Origin of the sequence: Lentzea miocenica, from assembly GCF_033949945.1 — a bacterium.
In the GTDB taxonomy this organism is placed as follows: domain Bacteria; phylum Actinomycetota; class Actinomycetes; order Mycobacteriales; family Pseudonocardiaceae; genus Lentzea; species Lentzea miocenica.
The window spans coordinates 179,341-197,907 of record NZ_JAXAVW010000012.1; the positions used below are offsets into that span (position 1 = coordinate 179,341).

An 18,567-nucleotide genomic window follows, 5' to 3' on the forward strand; every position below is an offset into this window, starting at 1 on the left:
TTCTACGAGGTCGGCCGCTGGATCCGTTTCCGATACAGCCAGTTGGCTCACCCGCCGGACCACCGGACGCCCAGCTCATCGAGCCGGATCGACGAACGCCACCTCACCGCGCCCCCACCGCGACCTGGCGGGCACGAGAGACGACGACGCCGGGCTGAATCGGCGCCAAACGGAGTGCTGTTACTCCTGCTTGCGGGCGCGCGACGGCTGCACGCGCATCGGCTCGCCCGGCATCTTCGGGTAGTCCGGCGGGTACGGCATCTCGCCTCGCGGATCGGCGGCGTACCACTCCAGCAGCTGCTCGATGCCGAACGCCTCGGAGTCCAGGCCGGCGTGCAGATTGCCGCGCTCCTCCAGGTACTTCGGCACGGTCAGCACGTCGAAGTCGTCCGGGTCCACAGTGGACAGTTCGTCCCAGGTGACCGGCGTGGAGACGGTCGCGCGGGGAGTGCCGCGGACCGACCAGGCCGAGGCGATCGTGCGGTCGCGGGCGGCCTGGTTGAAGTCGATGAAGACGCGTTCGCCGCGTTCTTCCTTCCACCACGCCGAAGTCGCCAGTGAAGGTGCCCGCTTCTCCACTTCACGGGCCAGCGCGATCACGGCGTGGCGCACGTCGATGAAGTCCCACGAGGGGCGGATGCGGACCGCCACGTGGATGCCGCGGCCGCCGGAGGTCTTCGGATAGCCGGTCATACCGGCGTCGGCGAGCACCTCGCGCAGCACGAGGGCGACGCGGGCCGCGTCCGAGAAATCGGTGCCCGGCTGCGGGTCCAGGTCGATGCGCAGCTCGTCGGGGTGGTCGACGTCGGTGCGACGCACTGGCCACGGGTGGAAGTCGAACGTGCCGAGGTTGGCGGCCCACACGATCACGGCTTCCGAGGTCGGGCAGATCTCGTCGGCGGGACGGCCGGAGGGAAAGCGGACCTGCACGGTCTCGACGTACGAGGGTGCGCCTTTGGGCACGCGCTTCTGGTAGAACGCCTCGCCTTCGACGCCGTCCACGTAGCGCTTCAGGACCACCGGGCGGTCGCGCAGCACGTCCAGGAGCACGGGGGCCACGGTGCGGTAGTACTCGACCACCTGTCCCTTGGTGATGCCCCGCGCGGGGAAGTACGGCTTGTCCGGGTTGGACACCCGCACCAGCTGGTCACCGACCTCTAGCTCGATCGCCTTCGCCTTCGCAGCCACGCCAAGACACTAGAGGCCGCGCACGAACGCCGCGAGCGCCAGCTCGAAGCTGTCGCGGTCCAGTTCGCGCGCGACGCCTGGCAGCAGGTGGGCTCGGTCCAGGTGCGGATAGCGGCCGGAGTAGTCGGCGGGGTCGGCGGAGAAGCCGCTGGAGAACGAGCTCAGCGCCGAACCGAACACGATGTACATGAGGCCCGCGGCGATCATCGTGGCTTCTCGGCGTGACCAGCCGGCGTCGACCAACGCGCCGTGCAGGATGTCCAGTCGTTTCAGCGACTCGTCACGACCCGCCGGGCCGTACGCCAGGAACGGGACGATGTTCGGGTGTGACGAGAGCGCCGCACGGTACGAGCGCGCGCATCGGATCAAGCCTTCACGCCAGTCGACGGTGAACCCTGACACGTCGACTGTAGACAGTATGGAGGATGCGACGTCGTTGAGCAGTTGGTCCTTGGTGCGGACGTGCCCGTAAAGCGATGCCGCCTGCACGCCCAGCGAGGCGGCGAGCTTGCGCATGGACAGGCCGTCGAGGCCGTCGCGGTCGATGATCTCCAGAGCCACCGACCTGATCCGGTCGGGGCTCAGCAGGGGGGTGCTCGGCCGGGGCATGTGAGTTAACCTAACACTGTTCGGTTAATCGGGAGGCCGCACCAGTCGGGAGTTCTGGGTTGGACTTGACGCTTTCGGACGAACACCGGCAGCTCAAGGAGCTGGCGCACCGCTTCACGGAGGAGCGGATCGTCCCCCACGCCACGCGCTGGGACCGTGAGGAAGCGATCGACAGAGAGCTGGTGCCGGCGCTGGGAGAGGTCGGGTTCCTCGGGCTCGGCATCGACGAGCGCTACGGCGGCTCCGGCGGCGACAACCTCGCCTACTGCCTGGTGCTCGAGGAGGTCGCCCGCGGCGATTCGGCGGTGCGAGGCATCATCTCGGTGTCGCTGGGACTGGTCGCGAAGTCGATCGCGAAGCACGGCACCGAAGAGCAGAAACAACGCTGGCTGCCGGGCCTCACCGCGGGCACCCGAATCGGCTGTTTCGCGCTCACCGAACCCGGCACCGGATCGGACGCGGGCAGCCTCGTCACCAAAGCCACCAGAACGGACAACGGCTACCGCATCAACGGCCGCAAGGTCTTCATCACCAACGGCACGTGGGCGGACGTCGCGCTGGTGTTCGCCCGCACCGGAGGACCGGGGCCGAAGGGCGTCAGCGCCTTCCTGGTCCCCACGGACACCGCGGGCTTCACCGCCACCGAGATCAAGGGCAAGCTCGGCATGCGCGGCCAGGCCACCGCCGAGATCACCCTCGACGACGTCGAGGTACCCGCGGACGCCCTGCTCAGCGACGAGGGCTTCAAGCTCGCGATGGGCGCGCTCGACAAGGGCCGCATGTCCGTCGCGGCGGGCTGCGTCGGCGCCGCGCGAGGTGCTTTCGAGGCCGCGCTCCAGTACGCGAAGGAACGCGAGCAGTTCGGCAAGCCCATCGCGGGCTTCCAGCTCGTCCAGGAACTCCTCGCCGACATGGCCGTGGAGACCGACGCCGCCAGGCTCCTCACCTGGCGCGTCGCCGACCTCGCTGACCGCGGGCAGCCGTTCAGCACTGAAGCGAGCATGGCCAAGCTCTACGCCAGCGAGGCCGCGGTCAAGGTCGCCAACAGCGCCATCCAGGTCTTCGGCGGCTACGGCTACATCGACGAGTACCCCGTGGGCAAGTTCCTGCGGGACGCCCGTGTCACCACCCTCTACGAGGGCACCAGTCAGATCCAGAAACTGCTCATCGGCCGTGCGCTGACGGGCATCAACGCGTTCGTCTAAGGGGCAGAAATGGACTTCACGCTCGACGAAGAGCAGAAGGAGATCCGCGACTGGGTGCGGACCTTCGTGCGCAAGGAGATCATCCCGCTGGAGCCGGAGGTGCTGCGCCGCGAGCGCGCCGGCCAGCCCGGCCTGCCGAAGGACGAGCTGAAAGCCCTGCAGGACAAGGCGAAGCAGGCCGGGTTCTTCGGTGTGCTGACGCCGCAGGAGTACGGCGGCATGGGGCTCGGCGGGATGATGACCGCGCTCATCGAGGCCGAGCTCGGGCGCAGCTTCGTCCCGTTCCGGTTCGGCGGGTATGCGGACAACATCCTGTTCCACGGCAACGAGGAGCAGAAGCAGCGCTACCTGCTGCCGACGATCTCCGGCGAGCGCGTGTCGTGCTTCGCGATCACCGAACCCGGCGCGGGCAGTGACGCCAAGGCCATCCGCACGACCGCTGTGAAGGACGGCGACGAGTGGGTGATCAACGGCGAGAAGACGTTCATCACGCAGGGCAACGAGGCCGACTTCGTGATGGTGTTCGCGATCACGGACAAGGAGAAGGGCGCCGACGGCGGCGTCACGTGCTTCCTGGTCGACCGCGACATGGGCTGGAAGTCCGAGCCCATCCCGACCATGGGCCAGTGGGGCCCGGCGGCGCTCGTGTTCGACAACGTGCGCGTGCCGGAGGAGAACATCCTCGGCGAGCTCGGCAAGGGCTTCAACCTGGCGATGCAGTGGATCGGCCAGGGCCGTTACCTGCTGCCCGCCCGCGCGCTGGGCAGCGTCGAGCGGCTGGTCGAGATGGCGATCGAGCAGGCCAAGAACCGCGTCACGTTCGGCCAGCCCATCGCCGAGTACCAGGCCATCCAGTGGATGATCGCCGACTCCGCGGTCGAGATCGAGGCGCTGCGCTGGCTCGTGCTGCACGCCGCATGGCTCGTCGACCAGAAGAAGGACTCGCGGCAGGCGCAGTCGATCGCGAAGCTCTACGGCGGCATCAAGGCCAACGAGATCGTCGACCGCGTGCTGCAGATCCACGGCGGCATGGGCTACACCCGTGAGCTGCCGATCGAGCGCTGGTACCGCGAGCTGCGGCTGCTGCGGATCTACGAGGGCACCGACGAGATCCAGCGCCGCACGATCGCCCGCAACCTGCTCAAGGGGCACGCGAACGTCCGCGGCACGCTCGGTTAGCCCCTATCTTGGGGAAATGCTGCGACACAACATCCTCGGCGTCGTCGAACGACAGGTCCGCACCTGGTCGGCCGACGACGCCGAGGTGTTCGGGGCGGCCGTCGGGGCCTACTCCCCCGCGTTCGCCATCCCGTTGCTCCAGCACGGCGGCCCGCAACTGGGACTGACCGGCGCCGACATGACCCAGGTCCTGCACGCCGAACAGTCGTTGTGGCTGCACCGCAAGCTTCCGGCACACGGCTCGACGGTCGTCACCAAGACCGTGACCGACATCTACGACAAACGCTCCGGCGCTCTCGTCGTCAGCACCTGGGAGTCGGAGTACGCGAGAACGCGGTCGTCGTGCTTCATCAAGGGCGAAGGTGGTTTCGGCGGCGAACGCGGCGAGACCCGCACGTTCGAGGTACCGCCGGACGAACCGGCCGTGAGCTTCTTCCAGACGTCCGCCGACCAGGCGCTGCGTTATCGCGAGACCGGTGACGTCAACCCGATGCACCACGACCGGGAGTTCGCCGCCAGAGCCGGATTCGACCGGCCGATCCTGCACGGCCTGTGCACGCTCGGGATCACCGTGCGCGGCAAGGACTTCACCGAGCTGCACGCCAAGTTCACCGCACCCGTGTTCCCCGGCGACGAACTCCGGATCGAGCACTGGCCGACCGGTGAGTTCCGCACGTTCGCGGGCGACAGGCAGGTGCTCATCGGATCAGTTCGGTTTTCCGAAGTGGACAGCCGCGGAAAGCCTGCACGATCGGCATCATGAGCACAGCCCTGGCGACCGCGGACATCGGAATCGAACCGGTGCGCGTCGCGGTCGAGTCCCGTGACCTGATCAGCGCCGCCGGCGTGGCACACCTGCTGAAGAACTCCCCACGAGTGCAGGTCGTGCAAGACCGCACCGACGCACATGTGCTGCTCGCCGTCGTCAACGAACTCTGCACGCAACAGGCTGCACGGCTGCGGGCCACCGGTTCGGGCAGGATCGTGGTGATCGCGGCACGGGTGCACGACCTCACACCGTCTATCGCGGCCCAGGCCGGGCTCGCGACTCCGGTGCGGCGCGCGGACGTCAACGCCGAACGCCTGATCAAGCTGCTCGTCGGCGGACAAGCCGTGCAGGACCGGGCGCCGGTGCTGAACGACCGCGACCTGCAGCTGCTGAAGCTGCTGGCCGACGGCGCGACGATCGCGGAGGTCGCCGCGCGGTTGTTCTGCTCGGAGCGGACCGTGAAGTACGCGCTGCACCAGCTGCTGGAACGGTTCGGGCTGCGCAACCGGGTGCACGCCGTGGCGTGGGCGATCCGGTCCGGCCTGTTGTAGGTCAACCTGTCGTAACTCAAGCAGCGTCGGAACTGTAGTACTGGTCCCACGTGATGGTGCCGTGCAGAACGTCTTGGACGTCGTGCTCGGGCATCGCCGGCACGATCGGGGTCTGCTGGGGCTGGTCGTCAGAGCGGCCGGACATCGTGAGCTCCCGTCGTTTCGTTGCTGTTGTTCGCAAAGAACGTCGGGAACGCCATACGAGGTTCACGTCCGTTTGGGTGGCGACGAATCTCAAATGGCGGGTCTCAACTGGGGCTGAACACCGACGACAGCTGCACGCGCCGGTTGATGCCGACCTTGCGGTACACACGGGTCAGGTGCAGCTCGACGGCGCGCTGGGTGACGTTGAACCGCGTCGCGATCACCCGGTTCGTCTCCCCTTCCAGCACCAACCGCACGATGCGCGCCTCGTGCGGCGTCAGCTTTCCCCACGCCGCCCCGCGCACCGGCCGATACGGCTCCTCCAGCGCGGCCCTGGCCTCGTCGAGCAGTTCGGGCGCCCCGGCCCGTTCGGCGTCGGCCAGCGCGGCCCGCGGCGCACCCAGGGCGAGGTGCATGCGTGCCCGGTGATGCAGCAACAACGCGCACACCCACGCGGGCGGCAACGTTCCCGTGTAACCAAGGCGTACCAACATCTCCCGCGCCTCACCCGCGCGACCGTTGTCCACACAGGACGCGACGAACGCCGCCACGCCCAACGCCACGCAGCCTCGCGCCGGTGACGCCTGGGCGAGATCGCGCATGAGCCGGAACACCGCCGCGTGGTCGCCGTTCGCCCGGTGCGCCCACATCTCCAGCGCCACCAGCCAGTCGTTCTCCGCACCGACGAGCCGGGTTCGCAGCCGTGGCGCGAGATCCAGCACCGCGACGGATTCGGCGAGCACAAGTCCAAGTCCGGCTAGAAAGAGGGCCGGCAACAGTCGCGGCCCGCTCTCCGGAAGATCGCGGAGCGCCTGCTCGGGGTCTGCGGGAAGGTCAGGGGCACTCCCCAGAACGTCCAGGACGTCCTCGTCGCACTGCCAGTCCAGCGCCACCACGGCGAGCCAGTCCAGCGCGTCACCGTCGACGGAAAGTCGTTGCCGCGCAAGTTCATCGGCCCTTGGCGCGATCCCGCACCGCACGTGCAGATCCGCCATCGCGATCGCCACCTGCGCCGCGGTCGGTCCGTCCATCGGTTCCCGCAGAGCCGCGCGCAGGCATGTCGCCGCACGGGCCGGCCGACCAGCCGCCCGATGCAGCCGCGCCGCGCTCTGCAACACCGGAGCGACCCATTGCGCCCCAACAGGTTCCGCGCACGCCACGATGTGGTCGGCAACAGCGGCCGGCGGGTCGCACCGCCGATGCATGACGTCCGAAGCCTTGCGGTGCAAGTGCTCCCGCGCCTCGGGTGCCATCTCGTGCCGGATCGCGTGACCCAGTGCCGGCGACTGGATCCGCATCGGATCGGCGACGGCGAGACGTGCGTCGACGAGCCGTTCGAACGCGGCCAGCGTCTGGTGCGACCCCATTCCGGCGACCGCGCACAGCAGGTCCAGCGGCGCGCTTCCCAGCACGGCGAGCGCGCGGGCGACGGTCGCCGCGTCGGCGTCCAGCACCTGCCAATGGCGCCGCACAGCACGCAACAGCCGTGGCAACCGCAACCCGGCAAGCGCGTCGCACGACGAGAGGTCCGGCACGAGGTCCAGCACGTCGCTGACCACACCGGGCGCACCGCCGCTGAAGTGCAGGCACAACGCGGTCAGCTCGGGCGACTCGACGTCGAACCGGCGCCGGATCAGCTCGGCCACCGCTTCGGCGCCGATCGGCCGCAACGGCACCCGCACGGCGTCCACCGCAAGGTCCATGGCGTCCGGATCGACGTCACCGCCGAGCACCACGACTCCGGGGAACCGCGACAGCCGCTCGGTCTCCTCCGCGCAGAGCTGCTCGACGTCGTCCACCACGAGCACGGTGTGCCGGTCGACCCCTGCCAACGCCCGTAGCCCGCGCACCGGCCGCAACCCGCTACGCACCGCGATCGACGACGCGACGGCCAGCAGCGCGCTCTTGCCCATCCCAGTCGCGCCGTAGACCACGCACGACCGTGCATCGCCAAGCGCGTCTGTCAAGACGGCGATCTCCCGCTCACGGCCCACGAGCAGGCCGCCCGCCTGGCGCACGGCGGTGTCGACGAGGCCGGGGCGAAGTGGGGCAACCATGCCATCCAGCAAATCGTGAGCGGCAGAGAAGGACCATGCAGAAGCACCGGCAGAAGTTCCGCAGGTCTGCCCGTTCGCACACCTGAACCAGAACTGTTCGACCGATCAATTGGTAATGGCAACGGGAAACCTTGAACCAATTCGGCACCCCTTGCGTGAGAACTGAAGTACACAAGCGAACACTTCAGGGAGTTCCGATGCGGGTCGCGTCACGCACCGTCTTCGACTTCGTCCGGCCGAGCGGCACCACCGCTCCGGTGGAGACCGAGCTGATCTACCAGGCGGACGACCCGTTCGCGGTGACGATGAAGTTCCACTCGGGCGGCGCGGTCGCCACCTGGGTCATGGGCAGGGATCTGCTCGCCGAGGGCATGACCAAGGCGTCCGGCGAGGGCGACGTGCGGTTGAGCCCGCACGGCCGGGCGCTGGTGCTGGAACTGGTCTCCGACCGGCACGTGACGGTGTTCCGGCTGACGAGAGGCACGCTGCGGAAGTTCCTCGATGCCACTTATCGGCTGGTGCCGCCCGGTACCGAACATTTCGACGCTGATGCGTTCCTCAGCACGGTCCTACGTTGACACGTTGATTCCAAGCGCATTGGCCACCTCGTGCTGAAGTTTGGTCATGCCGGGTGATTCGTAGCGTTCGCTCTCGGCCAATGCGCGCACGCGATGCCGGATCGCCGCGTCGCGGTCTTCCACGCGGTCGCAGAGCCCGGCGAGCTCCATCAGCACCGCCACCTTGACCTCCGGGTCGGCGAGCGACTCCACCGCCACGGTCAGCTGTTCGCGCGCCTCGGCGAGCCGGCCCGCCGCGAGCAGCGTCCGGCCACGGGTGAGCCGGGCCATCGACCGCAGGTTGGCCGACCCCCGCCCGGTCAGCGCCTCCGCCTCCGCCACCGCGTCGAGCGCTGCCTCGTGGTCTCCAGCCGCCACGAGAGCGTCAGCCAGCCGAAGAACCAGCTGTGCGGCGTTTTCCAACGCCACGCCGCGTTCAGCCCCACGCAGCGTGCGTTCCTCCGCGACACACGTCCGGTGCGTCTCGACCGCATCGACGTAGCGACCAAGCCGTTGCAACAGAACACCGCTGTACGACAAGGCGAGCACCACGTTCATCGGCTGGCCGGCCTCCCGGAACAGCTCGGCGGCGCGCCTGGCGTGGGCCACGCCCTCCGCGTGGTCGCCGAGGCGGGTCTCGATGGCCGACCGGTAGTAGTGCGCCCAGGCCGTCTCCGCCAGCGAGCCGCACTCCCGCGCGACCCGCAACGCCTCCTCATGCCACCGCATGGCCTGCGGGATGTGCGTGTGGCGGGCGACGTAGACCCAGCACACGAAGTTGAGCTGCTGGGCTTGCTGCTCCAGTTCACCCAACTCCCCCGCCGCACCGACGCCCGCCGTGTAGACCTCGAGCCACAGGTCGCCCGTCCCGCGGTGGTCGGAGTACCAGTGCATCGACCGCGCCAGCCCCAGCACCTGCTCGTGCGCCTCGTCGTTGATCGCCTCGCGGAACGCGCCACGCCAGTTCGCCAGTTCGGCGGACAACCACCGATCCGCGCTCGCGAGATCCGACGCGCCCTTGTCGTCGGGGAGGAACGCCGACGCGCATCCCATCGCGGTGGTCAGCAGCCAATCGCGCGTGCGCAGGCGGTGTTTGTCGAGGTCGGGCTCCTCGCTGTGCAAGCGTTCGCGCGCGTAGTCACGGATCAGGTCGTGGAACGAGTACCGGCCGGGGACGTCCGGACGGAGGAGGCTCGCGTCGACGAGTTCCTCCAGCAACGTCTCCGCCTCGTCGGCCGGGACGTCCGCGGCGACGGCGGCGAGCGCGACGGACGTGTCCGGGCCGTGGATCAGCGCGAGCCTGCGGAAGATCGCCGCGGTTCCGGGGGCGAGCAGGCGGTAGGACAGCTCGAACGCCGTACGGACCTGGACGTCTCCGGTCGCGAGCACGTCGAGGCGTTCACGTTCGTCGGAGAGCTGGCCGGCGAGGCGGCGCAACGACCACGCGGTGCGGCCGGCCAGGCGGTGACCCGCGATGGCGAGCGCCAGCGGAACGCCGCCGCACAGCCCCGCGACCAGGTCTGCCGATCGCAGATCCGCCTGGATCCGGTCGGCACCGGCGGTCGCGGCGAGCAGTGCCACGGCGCCGTCGTGCCGCAGCGGGCCGAGGTAGAGGCGGTGCCGGGAGTCCAGGCCCGCCAGCACGTTGCGGCTGGTCACCAGTACGAGCGAACCGGGGCTGGCGGCGAGCAACGGCCGGACCTGAGCCTCGTTCGCGGCGTTGTCGAGCACCAGCAGCACGGTCCGTTCGCGCAGCATCGACCGGTAGAGGCGGACGCGGTCACCCGGATCGGACGGCATCCGGGCGTCCGGGACGCCGAACGCCCTCAGCAGCCGCGCGATCGCCCGTTCCGCGGACAGCGGGGTCGGGTCCATGCCGCGCAGGTCGAGGTGGAGGCTGCTGTCGGTGAACCGGCCGGCGAACCGGTGCACCGCGTCCACCGCGAGAGAGGTCTTGCCCACGCCCGGAGGTCCGTGCACGACGACGACGTCCAGCACCGACGACGACGCCGCACGGCTGATGCACTCGGCGAGCTCCTGCTGTTCCGGCTCCCGGCCGACCAGGGTCCCGGCGGGCGGTGTCGCGCAGTCGGTGCGTTCGGGATGGGGTTGCGCCGCCTCCGCGGACCTGGCGAGCGCGACGAACTCGTCGGCCTCGACGCCGTCCAGACCGAGCCCGGCCACCAGCAGGTCGACTGTATGCACTTGAGGTGTATGCACCCGGCCGCGTTCCAGATCGCTCAGCGTGCGCACGCCCAGGCCGGTGCGTGCGGCGAGATCCTCCTGGGTGAGTGCCGCCCGGCGCCGGTAGAAGCGCAGGAACTCGCTGAAGGTGGTCGCGCGCACCTGATCACCCTGGCAGATGATGTTGAAACGCGCTCACACGAGACTGTTGGCGAACGTCCTGACCAGGCCGTGGATCGAGTAACCGTGGTCGTCGGCGTCGAGCAGGCCGACGTCGGCGAGGTCCTCCAGCGCCCGCTCCGCCTCGGCGACGCCGATGCCCGCGAGTCCGGCGGCGACCTCAGCGGTGACGCGGGTGCCGGCGAGCAGCCCGAGCCGCCGGAACACCAGCCGCGCGGTCTCCGGCAGGTGCGCCAGCGACACCTCGAACGCGCCGCGCACGTCGAGATCGCCCGCCGTGAGCGCGGCCAGGCGGCGTTCCTCGATCTGCTCCACCAGGTGCCGCAGCGGCCACCGCGGCCGGCTGGCGAGCCGGTTGCCCGCGATCCGCAACGCGAGCGGCGACATCCCGCACAACCGGACGAGTTCGTGCGCGGCGGGCAGATCGGCATCGACGCGCTGCTGCCCGATGATCGACGCGAGCAACTCGACGGCCGCGTCTTCGGTGAGCCCGCCGAGCCTGATCCGGGTGGGCGCGCCGAGCCTGCGCCGGGACGTCACGATCGTGAGGCAGCCCGGTTCGTCAGCCGCGAGCGTGCGCAACTCCTCCTCCGTGCTCGCACCATCGAGCACGAGCAGAAGGCGCTTCCCCGTGAGCAACGACAAGTACAGCCTTCTCTGGCCGTTCGCGTCCTCCGGCATGTGCGCGGCGGGGACGCCGAGGTCCTTGAGCAACCGTTCGAGCGGCGCGTCGCCGTCGAGTTCGATGAGCAGCTGTCCGTCCGGGAAACGGCTCTCCAGCAGATGGGCGGCCTTCACGGCGAGGCTCGTCTTGCCCGTGCCCGCCGCGCCGTGAACGACCACGAGCCGGTCGTGCGTGGTGGCGATCGTGTCGAGTTCCGCGTCCCTGCCGACGAGGTCCGCGACGTACAGCGGCAACGACCAGACCGGGTTCCGCGGCGCGATCCGGCCGGTGCGGGCGAGCCCGCGCAGCTCCTCACGGCCGCGGTCGTCGAGGCCGAGCGCGTCGAGCAGGGCCTCGGTGGTGCGGCGCTGGGGTGAGCGGGCCCGGCCGCGTTCCATGTCGCTGATGGCGCGGACGCTGACCCCGGACCGCTCGCTGAGCTCCTCCTGGCTGAGCCCGGCGTGCTTGCGGTGGTGCAGGAGCCTCGCCCCGAACGTCAGACCACCGAACGTCATATCACTGAAGTTAGTGGTTCAAACTCGTCAGCATCTGCGCACACACCCGAGAGAGGTGTCGTCGCATCACGATCGAGGCCCTGGCCGCGTCGCCGTCCTCGATCGCCTTGACGAGTTCGTCGTGGTCGTCCATCGACGCGTGCTGGTGCGGCGGGTCGTCCTCGAGCGCACTGCGGAGAAGCACAACTCGCTGCTGCACGAGCCGTACCTGCTCGGCGATCCGTGCGCTGCGTGCCGCGTCGAGCAACGTCTGGTGGAACGCGAGGTCCAGCCGGTACGGGAACGGCTGCCCCGCCTTGTAGTTGCGCCGGCTCTCCGCGCACACCTCGTGCAGCCGCACCAGGTCGACGTCGGTCCGGCGCGACGCCGCGAGTTCCGCGGCGGCGCACTCGAGGGCGGTGCGCAATTCGAACAGCGCCTTGACCTCGTCCGCGTCGGCGTTCGGCACGAACGCGCCGCGGTGCGGCACCAGCGTCAGCAGTCCCTCCGACGCCAGGTGCCGGATCGCCTCGCGCAACGGACCGCGGCTGATGCCGAGCTTCTGCGCCACCTCGACCTCGTTGACCCGGGAGCCTGGAGGGATTTCCCCAGTGAGCACCTGCTCGCGCAAGACGTCCACGGCCTGTCCGGCCAGACTGAGATGCAGCGGGGTCGGAGGTGTCACTTTCGTCTCCTGATCTGGACGGCACCGGCCGTCTCCTGGTTACACTAGCCATGTTGTCAACTGTCGACAGTTGGCAGTTTGGCCAGCTGACGGGCACTTCAGGCGCGGGAGGGACGACATGGGACACGAGGTTGTGGCAGAGGTCTGGCGGGGCGACTTCCTGGAGTCGGTGCACCACGGCACCGTTGTCGCCACGGACGCGTCGGGCTCCCCCACCCTGTCGATCGGCCGCCCCGGCGACGTCGCGTTCCCGCGCTCGTCGAACAAGCCGCTCCAGGCCCTCGCGATGCTGCGCAGCGGCCTCGACCTCGACGGCCCGTTGCTCGCCCTCGCCTGCGCCTCGCACTCGGGCGAGGACTTCCACGTCGCCGGCGCGCTTCAGATTTTGGCCGCCGCCGGTCTGACCGAGGACGCGCTGCAGTGCACCCCGGACCTCCCGATCGGCGAGCAAGCCCGCGCCCAGCACCTGGCCCGCGGCCTCGGCCCCGCGCCGAAGTACATGAACTGCTCCGGCAAGCACGCCGCCATGCTCGCCACCTGCGTCGCCAACGGCTGGTCCACCGACAACTACCTGGACCCGACGCACCCGCTGCAGGTCGCCACGCGCCGGACCATCGAGGACGTGGCCGGCGAGCCCGTCGCCCAGGTCGGTGTGGACGGCTGCGGTGCCCCGATCTTCGCCATCAGCCTCACCGGGCTCGCTCGGGCGTTCGGCCGGCTGGCCGCGGCTCCCGCGGGAACCCTCGAACACCGCGTGGCCGCCGCGATGAACGCGCACCCTGAGTGGGTCGGCGGTACCGGGCGTGACGTCACCGTGTTGATGGACGCCCTGCCCGGCGTCATCGCCAAGGACGGCGCGGAGGGTGTCTACGCGGTCGGCCTGCCCAGCGGCGAGGGCGTCGCGTTGAAGATCGCCGACGGCTCGTCTCGCGCGCGTGCAGTGGTGATCGTCGCGGTGCTCAAGCGGCTCGGCGTGGACGTCAGCTCGGTCGAGGACCTCGCCACGGTGCCGGTCCTCGGTCACGGACGCGCGGTCGGCGCCGTCAAGCCCGCACTCGCTCTGGCCGGTTGATCCCGGGCACTAGGCTGGTGGTCATGGGCGATTCGAAGGACGAGAGCGAGAAGTTCCAGGAGGAACTGATCGGCCTCGACCCACACGACCCCGAGACGCAGGCGTTCGCCGAGCATCTCGACAAGATGAAGCGGCAGCGCCCCGGCTACACCGTCGAGGGGTACCTGGAGGGTGTGCAGGACTTCGCCGACTCGGCGAACCGCACCAGCGGGCACCAGCGGCTGGTGGCCGTCATCGTCGTCGGGCTCATCCTGCTCGGCGTGCTCCTGACGATCTGGTTCGCGCTCGGCGACATCCTCGCCATCATCTTCTGACCCCGTTCCGAGCCAACCTGTTCCGCGCCAACATCTTCCGCGCCAACATCTTCCGACCCAAACGAGAACGACTCCTTAACGAGCCCTTACGGCGCCGTCCGCCACACCGCCGCCGGGAAGCCTCGTGACGGTGGCCGCGTTATAAAGGGACATGGAACCTGTTGTCGGCGCCACCCCCAAAGTCGTGCGTTCGGAAGAGGAATGGCGCGCCCAGCTGAACCCCGCCGAGTTCGCGGTGCTGCGCCAGGCAGGCACCGAGCGTCCGTGGACGGGCGAGTACACCGAGACCAAGACCGAGGGCCTCTACGAGTGCCGTGCGTGCGGAGCCGAACTGTTCCGCAGCGACACGAAGTTCGACTCGCACTGCGGCTGGCCGTCGTTCTTCTCGCCCCTGGCCGGAGATTCGGTGATCCTGCGTGAGGACCGCGCGCTCGGGATGAAGCGCGTGGAGGTGCTCTGCGCCACATGCCACAGCCACCTGGGGCATGTTTTCGAAGGTGAGGGGTACCCCACGCCGACGGACCAGCGCTACTGCATCAACTCCGTCTCCTTGAAACTCGTTCCGTCCGAATAGGAGACTGAGCTCAGTCCGGCCGCACCGGCCAGGACCGACCTGGGAGGCACCATGAACTTCTTCGGTACCGACGGTGAAGGCTCCGGCGGAGTCGACGGCGGCTCGTCGAGCTAGCCACGAACAGTAAGTCACAGCCACAGATCAGTGACAGAAACCGGACAACCCTAAGGCTTAGTCAACAAGCCTTGTGAGCATGTGGCCCGGACCACACCATGGACGCTGCCGAAGCACTTTCGGGGCAGTCAGGGGGTGGGTCGCATGCAGAGGCCTTGGGGGTTGTCCGGACCTGAGTTCCTTCAGCTGTACTGGATCGGACTGGCACTCGCCGTGCTGGTCGCGATCGTCGTTCGGGTACGCGTACGGGCGGGTCACAGCAACCAGCCCGTGCGCTCCCTGGACATGGACGAGCTCGCATATCTTGCGGGAGGTCCGAGGCGCGTGGTCGAAACGGCCATCGCGCGGCTGCTCACCTCGGGTGAGCTTCGCACTTCACGGCGTGGCACCGTTCAGGTCACGTCCACCACTCGGTCACTCAACGCGGTGGACCGCGTCGTCATCACCGACGCCCAGCGCTACACCAACCGCACGGTCAACCTGATGATCCCCGCCCTCACCAAGGACGGCGTCGTCCTGGCGATCGGCCAGCGGCTCGAGGACATGGGCCTGGTGGTCAACCCGGCCGTCGCGAAAAGCGCGCTGCGCAAGGGATCCATCTTGTTGTGGGTGCTGCTCGCGATCGGTGTCGCCCGCTGGGTCAACGGCATCGCGATCGGCGCGAACATCGGCTGGCTGACGTTGCAGCTCGTCATCACCGGCGCGCTGATCTTCGTCCTCACGCGACGCGGCAAGCACGTGCGCACGAGCAAGGGCAACAGCGTCCTCGACGCCGCCCGCACCACGAGCACTCACCGGGCGGCGACGTCCGACGAGGCCGTGTACGCGGGCGCGGCAGGGCTGGTTCTCTTCGGCGGCCTGGCCGTCTACCCGGATCTGGCGGTGCGCAGCTCGCTGCTCGCCTCCTCCGGCAGCACGTCCTCGAGCTACGGCGGCTACACCGGGGACGGCGGCGGTTCCAGCTCGTGTTCGAGCGGAAGCAGCTGCGGCGGGGGCGGCGGCTGTGGTGGTGGGTGCGGCGGCGGAGGCGGCTGATCCGTCGATCGGTCCTTTTCAGGTAACAACAGGAACCCAGGGGTAGATCTCACGTCGAAGAAGCACCGGCACCAGTGAGGGGAGTGCTGATGTCCACGTCTTCGACACCGCGGCAGACGGTCTGGTCAGCGGAGGAGATCGGGTTCCTGGCAGGGGGACCGGGCAGGGCGGCGGAAGCCGTGCTCGCCCGGCTGATGGACGGCGGTCTCGTGCGCGTCTCCCGCGAGGGACTCGTGACCGCCGTCCACCAGAACACCTACGGCGCAACGACAGCGCTGGAGGCGTACGTCCTCACTGGACTGCACGGTGCCGCTCGCCCGATCCATCAGGTCGTGCAGGTCGCGATGCGCAGCAACGAGATGGCCGCGCTGCACCACGGTCTCATCGCCCGCTCGATGGTGCGCGGGCACAACGGCAACGGCAGGAACGGGTTGCAGTTCCTGCTGTTCCTGCTCGCCGTCGCCACCGTGCCGGCCGGGTTCGCGTTCGACGCGAGGCTGTTCGTGCTGACGGCCGTCCTGGTGGTCCTCATCGTGCTGACCCGCGGCAGAGGCCGGCTGACCAAGCACGGCAAGACGGTTCTGCGGTTCGCGTTCAGGAACCCGCGCAGTGGTGCGGATCAGGTGGCGTTGTTCGGCCTGCGCCAGGGCAAGCGCCACACGACACGGTCCACTTCGCACGGTGGCGGGTGTGGAAGCAGTTGCAGCACCTCGTACGACTGGAGTCATCACAACTGCGGTGGCTCGTCGTCGAGCTGTTCCAGCAGTTCAAGCAGTTGTTCGAGCAGCAGTAGCAGCTGTAGCAGCAGTAGTTCGAGTTGCAGCAGCAGTTCCAGCAGCAGCTGCAGCAGTTCGAGCAGTTGAGGGGGAAACCATGGTCACACCGATGACAGCACAGGGGACCCAGCTGTCCCCCGTAGAGGTCGGCTACCTGAGCGCCGGACCGGGCAGGGCCGCCGAGACGGCGCTGGCAAGACTGCTCGACGCCGGACTGGTCCGGGTGTCGCGCGACGGCCGGGTGTCCGCCGTGCACCAGCACGGCCACCGCGGAAACACGCCTGTTGAGGCGCGCATGCACAAGAGCGTGCAGACGCCGGTGTCGTTCAACAAGGTCGTGAAGACCGCCGCGTACAGCACCGAAATGCAGGCGCTGCACCGGCAACTGCTCAACGACAACCTCATGCGCAAGGCCCGCCCGCGCGCCCAGGCGTGGTGGGTCTTCCTCGGGGCCGGCGTGCTGCTGACCGTGCTCGGTTTCCTGCTGCCGGGATTCTTCATCGGCGCGGTGGCCTTCCTCCTGATCGGCTTCTGGGCGCGGGGCAGCAGCCCGGTCACCCGAGAGGGCAAGGCCGTGCTGAAGAACGTGACCGCGAGCGACCGGGTGCTCGCCGTGGCGTTGTACGGCTTCGCCGGCAACGTCGCGAGCCAGAAGGTCGGCGACCTCTTCGAGCTGTCCCAGAGCGTGGTCAAGATGATCCCGCTGAAGCGGAAGAAGAAGTCCGCGGGGTCGAGCTGCGGAAGCGGGTGCGGCAGCAGCAGCTGTGGTAGCAGTAGCAGCAGTTGTTCTTCGAGCAGCGGCAGCAGCTGCTCATCGGGGAGCAGCTGCGGTGGTGGCGGAGGAGGCAGCTGATGGCGGGAATCACGGACCTGGGTGTCGGGATCGGCTGGCGCTCGGAGATCGACCTGACCGTGGAACGGCTGCCCGGCGTGGACTTCGTCGAGATCGTCGCTGAAAACATTCACCTCGGGAACCTCCGCGGAGATCAGAGGAGCCACCTGCCCGAGTCGGTGAGGCTGCTGCTCGAACGCGGCATCCCGGTGCTCCCCCACGCCGTGTCGCTGTCGCTGGGCGGCGCGGACCAGGTCGACCTCGACCGGGTCCGGCACCTGGGCGAGGTCGCCGAGGCCGTCGGCGCTCCGATGGTGAGCGACCACGTGTGCTTCGTCCGGGCGGGCGGCCTCGAATCCGGCCACCTGATGCCGGTGCCGCGCACCAAGGACGCGCTCGACGTGCTCGTCGAGAACGTCAAGCTGGCGCAGCGGAACCTGCCAGTGCCGCTCGCGCTGGAGAACGTCGCCGCGCTGCTGGAGTGGCCGGACGGGGAGCTGTCCGAGGGCCAGTTCCTCGCCGAACTCGTCGAGCGCACGGACTGCTGGCTGCTCGTCGACGTCGCGAACCTGTACGCGAACGCCCGCAACATCGGCACGGACCCGGAGCGCTTCCTCGACGAGATCCCGTTGGAGCGCCTGGCTTACGTGCACGTGGCCGGCGGCGAACAGCACGGCGACATCTACCACGACACCCACGCCCACGCGGTGCTGCCGGAAGTGCTCGGCGTTCTCGACGAACTGTGCTCGCGCGTCAAGCCACCCGGTGTTCTGCTGGAGCGCGACGACAACTACCCGTCCGACACCGAAATCGCGTCCGAACTGGCCGCGATCCGCGCGGTCGTGGACAAGCACCGTGCCTGAAATCGCCGGAAATGAGCATTCGGCCGCACGCGAAAGGCTTGCCGCCCGGCAGGCCGAGCTGTTGAATGCTTTGCTCGCGAAAGGACCTGCTCCGGCGGGATTCGACGAACAACGCCTCGACGTCGAACGGCGCGCGTTGCTGTCGAAACGGCGGGGCATCGTGCGGATGCTCGGCCCCGCGGTCGCAGACGAGCTCGGCGACCGGTTCCGGCCGCTCTTCGACGCCTACGCCGTCGAACACCCACGTCATGCGGGCTCTCGCGCGCGTGAGGATGCCGCCGCGTTCGCCGAATGGTGCCGCGCCTCAGGCGAACTGTCGGTGAATCGCAAGGCACGGTGGAAGTTCTGGCAATCGAACTGACGGGCGAATTTTTCCCCACCAAGAATCCCCCGTTCAGCCCTGTGTGACCCCAGCCACCATCGATACGTTCAAAAGGGTTGGGGGACCTTTTTCGCATTGCCTTCGCTTTGTCGCGGAAGGCCTTCCGGCCTGCGCGGACCACAGCGCGCAGAAATTCGAA

19 protein-coding genes and 1 pseudogene are annotated in these 18,567 nt (G+C 68.8%); 13 read left to right on the forward strand and 7 right to left on the reverse strand.

The annotated features are described in order from the left end of the window. Window positions 1–180: 180 nt before the first annotated feature. Window positions 181–1,188 carry a non-homologous end-joining DNA ligase gene (ligD, locus tag SK803_RS16485; protein ID WP_319966878.1) on the reverse strand — a complete coding sequence of 336 codons (1,008 nt, stop codon included), beginning with the start codon at window positions 1,186–1,188 and terminating at the stop codon, window positions 181–183. A gap of 9 nt (window positions 1,189–1,197) precedes the next feature. After that, entirely contained in the window at window positions 1,198–1,797 is a 600-nt protein-coding gene (locus tag SK803_RS16490) for a TetR family transcriptional regulator (protein WP_319966879.1), read from the reverse strand. A 59-nt stretch (window positions 1,798–1,856) separates the two neighbouring features. On the opposite strand from SK803_RS16490, the gene SK803_RS16495 reads away from it, so the two are divergent. The 4 genes from SK803_RS16495 to SK803_RS16510 are packed head-to-tail and all read left to right on the forward strand — an operon-like array spanning window position 1,857 to window position 5,501. Then, window positions 1,857–3,002, forward strand: coding sequence for an acyl-CoA dehydrogenase family protein (locus SK803_RS16495; RefSeq protein ID WP_319966880.1), 1,146 nt, complete (start codon window positions 1,857–1,859; stop codon window positions 3,000–3,002). A 9-nt stretch (window positions 3,003–3,011) separates the two neighbouring features. Further along, window positions 3,012–4,181, forward strand: coding sequence for an acyl-CoA dehydrogenase family protein (locus SK803_RS16500; protein ID WP_319966881.1), 1,170 nt, complete (start codon window positions 3,012–3,014; stop codon window positions 4,179–4,181). A 16-nt stretch (window positions 4,182–4,197) separates the two neighbouring features. Next, entirely contained in the window at window positions 4,198–4,944 is a 747-nt protein-coding gene (locus tag SK803_RS16505; protein ID WP_319966882.1) for a MaoC/PaaZ C-terminal domain-containing protein, read from the forward strand. Further along, window positions 4,941–5,501 carry a helix-turn-helix transcriptional regulator gene (locus SK803_RS16510; RefSeq protein WP_319966883.1) on the forward strand — a complete coding sequence of 187 codons (561 nt, stop codon included), beginning with the start codon at window positions 4,941–4,943 and terminating at the stop codon, window positions 5,499–5,501. Before SK803_RS16505 ends, SK803_RS16510 begins: the two co-directional genes overlap by 4 nt. A 16-nt stretch (window positions 5,502–5,517) precedes the next feature. Here SK803_RS16510 and SK803_RS16515 read toward each other — a convergent pair whose 3' ends face one another. Beyond that, entirely contained in the window at window positions 5,518–5,646 is a 129-nt protein-coding gene (locus SK803_RS16515) for a hypothetical protein (protein WP_319966884.1), read from the reverse strand. Between the two features lie 103 nt (window positions 5,647–5,749). Continuing rightward, entirely contained in the window at window positions 5,750–7,702 is a 1,953-nt protein-coding gene (locus SK803_RS16520) for a helix-turn-helix transcriptional regulator (RefSeq protein ID WP_319966885.1), read from the reverse strand. 197 nt (window positions 7,703–7,899) lie between these two features. Between SK803_RS16520 and SK803_RS16525 the strand changes: the two genes are divergently transcribed. Then, window positions 7,900–8,280: an SsgA family sporulation/cell division regulator gene (locus SK803_RS16525; RefSeq protein WP_319966886.1), complete on the forward strand. Its 381-nt coding sequence runs from the start codon at window positions 7,900–7,902 to the stop codon at window positions 8,278–8,280. Here the strand turns inward: SK803_RS16525 and SK803_RS16530 are convergent. The 3 genes from SK803_RS16530 to SK803_RS16540 are packed head-to-tail and all read right to left on the reverse strand — an operon-like array spanning window position 8,272 to window position 12,466. Beyond that, a complete protein-coding gene (locus SK803_RS16530) occupies window positions 8,272–10,605 on the reverse strand; it encodes a helix-turn-helix domain-containing protein (protein WP_319966887.1) in 2,334 nt (777 codons plus the stop codon). The two genes, SK803_RS16525 and SK803_RS16530, sit on opposite strands and share 9 nt — an antisense overlap. 33 nt (window positions 10,606–10,638) lie before the next feature. Beyond that, window positions 10,639–11,802, reverse strand: a complete 1,164-nt coding sequence (locus SK803_RS16535) for a helix-turn-helix domain-containing protein (protein WP_319966888.1) — start codon at window positions 11,800–11,802, stop codon at window positions 10,639–10,641. Window positions 11,803–11,812: 10 nt separating this feature from the next. After that, window positions 11,813–12,466 (reverse strand): GntR family transcriptional regulator, encoded by a 654-nt coding sequence (locus tag SK803_RS16540; protein WP_319966889.1) that lies wholly within the window; start codon window positions 12,464–12,466, stop codon window positions 11,813–11,815. A 118-nt stretch (window positions 12,467–12,584) separates the two neighbouring features. Here SK803_RS16540 and SK803_RS16545 point away from each other — a divergent pair, with 118 nt between their 5' ends. The 8 genes and pseudogenes from SK803_RS16545 to SK803_RS16580 all read left to right on the forward strand — a co-directional run bounded on the left by SK803_RS16545 (window position 12,585) and on the right by SK803_RS16580 (window position 18,407). After that, complete coding sequence (locus tag SK803_RS16545; RefSeq protein WP_319966890.1) at window positions 12,585–13,538, forward strand: asparaginase; 954 nt, start codon at window positions 12,585–12,587, stop codon at window positions 13,536–13,538. 23 nt (window positions 13,539–13,561) lie between these two features. Next, window positions 13,562–13,852 (forward strand): hypothetical protein, encoded by a 291-nt coding sequence (locus SK803_RS16550; protein WP_319966891.1) that lies wholly within the window; start codon window positions 13,562–13,564, stop codon window positions 13,850–13,852. Between the two features lie 151 nt (window positions 13,853–14,003). Then, window positions 14,004–14,426, forward strand: a complete 423-nt coding sequence (gene msrB, locus SK803_RS16555; RefSeq protein WP_093605244.1) for a peptide-methionine (R)-S-oxide reductase MsrB — start codon at window positions 14,004–14,006, stop codon at window positions 14,424–14,426. Between the two features lie 258 nt (window positions 14,427–14,684). After that, on the forward strand, window positions 14,685–15,575 hold the full coding sequence (locus SK803_RS16560) for a TIGR04222 domain-containing membrane protein (protein WP_319966892.1): 891 nt from the start codon (window positions 14,685–14,687) through the stop codon (window positions 15,573–15,575). Window positions 15,576–15,664: 89 nt separating this feature from the next. After that, a pseudogene (locus SK803_RS16565) lies at window positions 15,665–16,207 on the forward strand (TIGR04222 domain-containing membrane protein); the annotation flags it as partial. 106 nt (window positions 16,208–16,313) lie between these two features. After that, complete coding sequence (locus SK803_RS16570; protein ID WP_319966893.1) at window positions 16,314–17,204, forward strand: TIGR04222 domain-containing membrane protein; 891 nt, start codon at window positions 16,314–16,316, stop codon at window positions 17,202–17,204. After that, window positions 17,204–18,046 carry a DUF692 domain-containing protein gene (locus SK803_RS16575; protein WP_319966894.1) on the forward strand — a complete coding sequence of 281 codons (843 nt, stop codon included), beginning with the start codon at window positions 17,204–17,206 and terminating at the stop codon, window positions 18,044–18,046. The genes SK803_RS16570 and SK803_RS16575 overlap by 1 nt, the downstream gene beginning before the upstream one ends. Continuing rightward, complete coding sequence (locus tag SK803_RS16580; protein WP_319966895.1) at window positions 18,039–18,407, forward strand: hypothetical protein; 369 nt, start codon at window positions 18,039–18,041, stop codon at window positions 18,405–18,407. Before SK803_RS16575 ends, SK803_RS16580 begins: the two co-directional genes overlap by 8 nt. Window positions 18,408–18,567 lie beyond the last annotated feature (160 nt).

Bases quoted from the DNA above. Each gene is read 5' to 3' on its own strand.
- SK803_RS16520 (WP_319966885.1), bottom strand. From the start codon at position 7,702: ATGGTTGCCCCACTTCGCCCCGGCCTCGTCGACACCGCCGTGCGCCAG.
- SK803_RS16545 (WP_319966890.1), top strand. From the start codon at position 12,585: ATGGGACACGAGGTTGTGGCAGAGGTCTGGCGGGGCGACTTCCTGGAG.
- SK803_RS16550 (WP_319966891.1), top strand. From the start codon at position 13,562: ATGGGCGATTCGAAGGACGAGAGCGAGAAGTTCCAGGAGGAACTGATC.
- SK803_RS16575 (WP_319966894.1), top strand. From the start codon at position 17,204: ATGGCGGGAATCACGGACCTGGGTGTCGGGATCGGCTGGCGCTCGGAG.
- SK803_RS16525 (WP_319966886.1), top strand. From the start codon at position 7,900: ATGCGGGTCGCGTCACGCACCGTCTTCGACTTCGTCCGGCCGAGCGGC.
- SK803_RS16490 (WP_319966879.1), bottom strand. From the start codon at position 1,797: ATGCCCCGGCCGAGCACCCCCCTGCTGAGCCCCGACCGGATCAGGTCG.
- SK803_RS16535 (WP_319966888.1), bottom strand. From the start codon at position 11,802: ATGACGTTCGGTGGTCTGACGTTCGGGGCGAGGCTCCTGCACCACCGC.
- SK803_RS16560 (WP_319966892.1), top strand. From the start codon at position 14,685: ATGCAGAGGCCTTGGGGGTTGTCCGGACCTGAGTTCCTTCAGCTGTAC.
- SK803_RS16510 (WP_319966883.1), top strand. From the start codon at position 4,941: ATGAGCACAGCCCTGGCGACCGCGGACATCGGAATCGAACCGGTGCGC.
- msrB (WP_093605244.1), top strand. From the start codon at position 14,004: ATGGAACCTGTTGTCGGCGCCACCCCCAAAGTCGTGCGTTCGGAAGAG.
- SK803_RS16505 (WP_319966882.1), top strand. From the start codon at position 4,198: ATGCTGCGACACAACATCCTCGGCGTCGTCGAACGACAGGTCCGCACC.
- SK803_RS16515 (WP_319966884.1), bottom strand. From the start codon at position 5,646: ATGTCCGGCCGCTCTGACGACCAGCCCCAGCAGACCCCGATCGTGCCG.
- SK803_RS16500 (WP_319966881.1), top strand. From the start codon at position 3,012: ATGGACTTCACGCTCGACGAAGAGCAGAAGGAGATCCGCGACTGGGTG.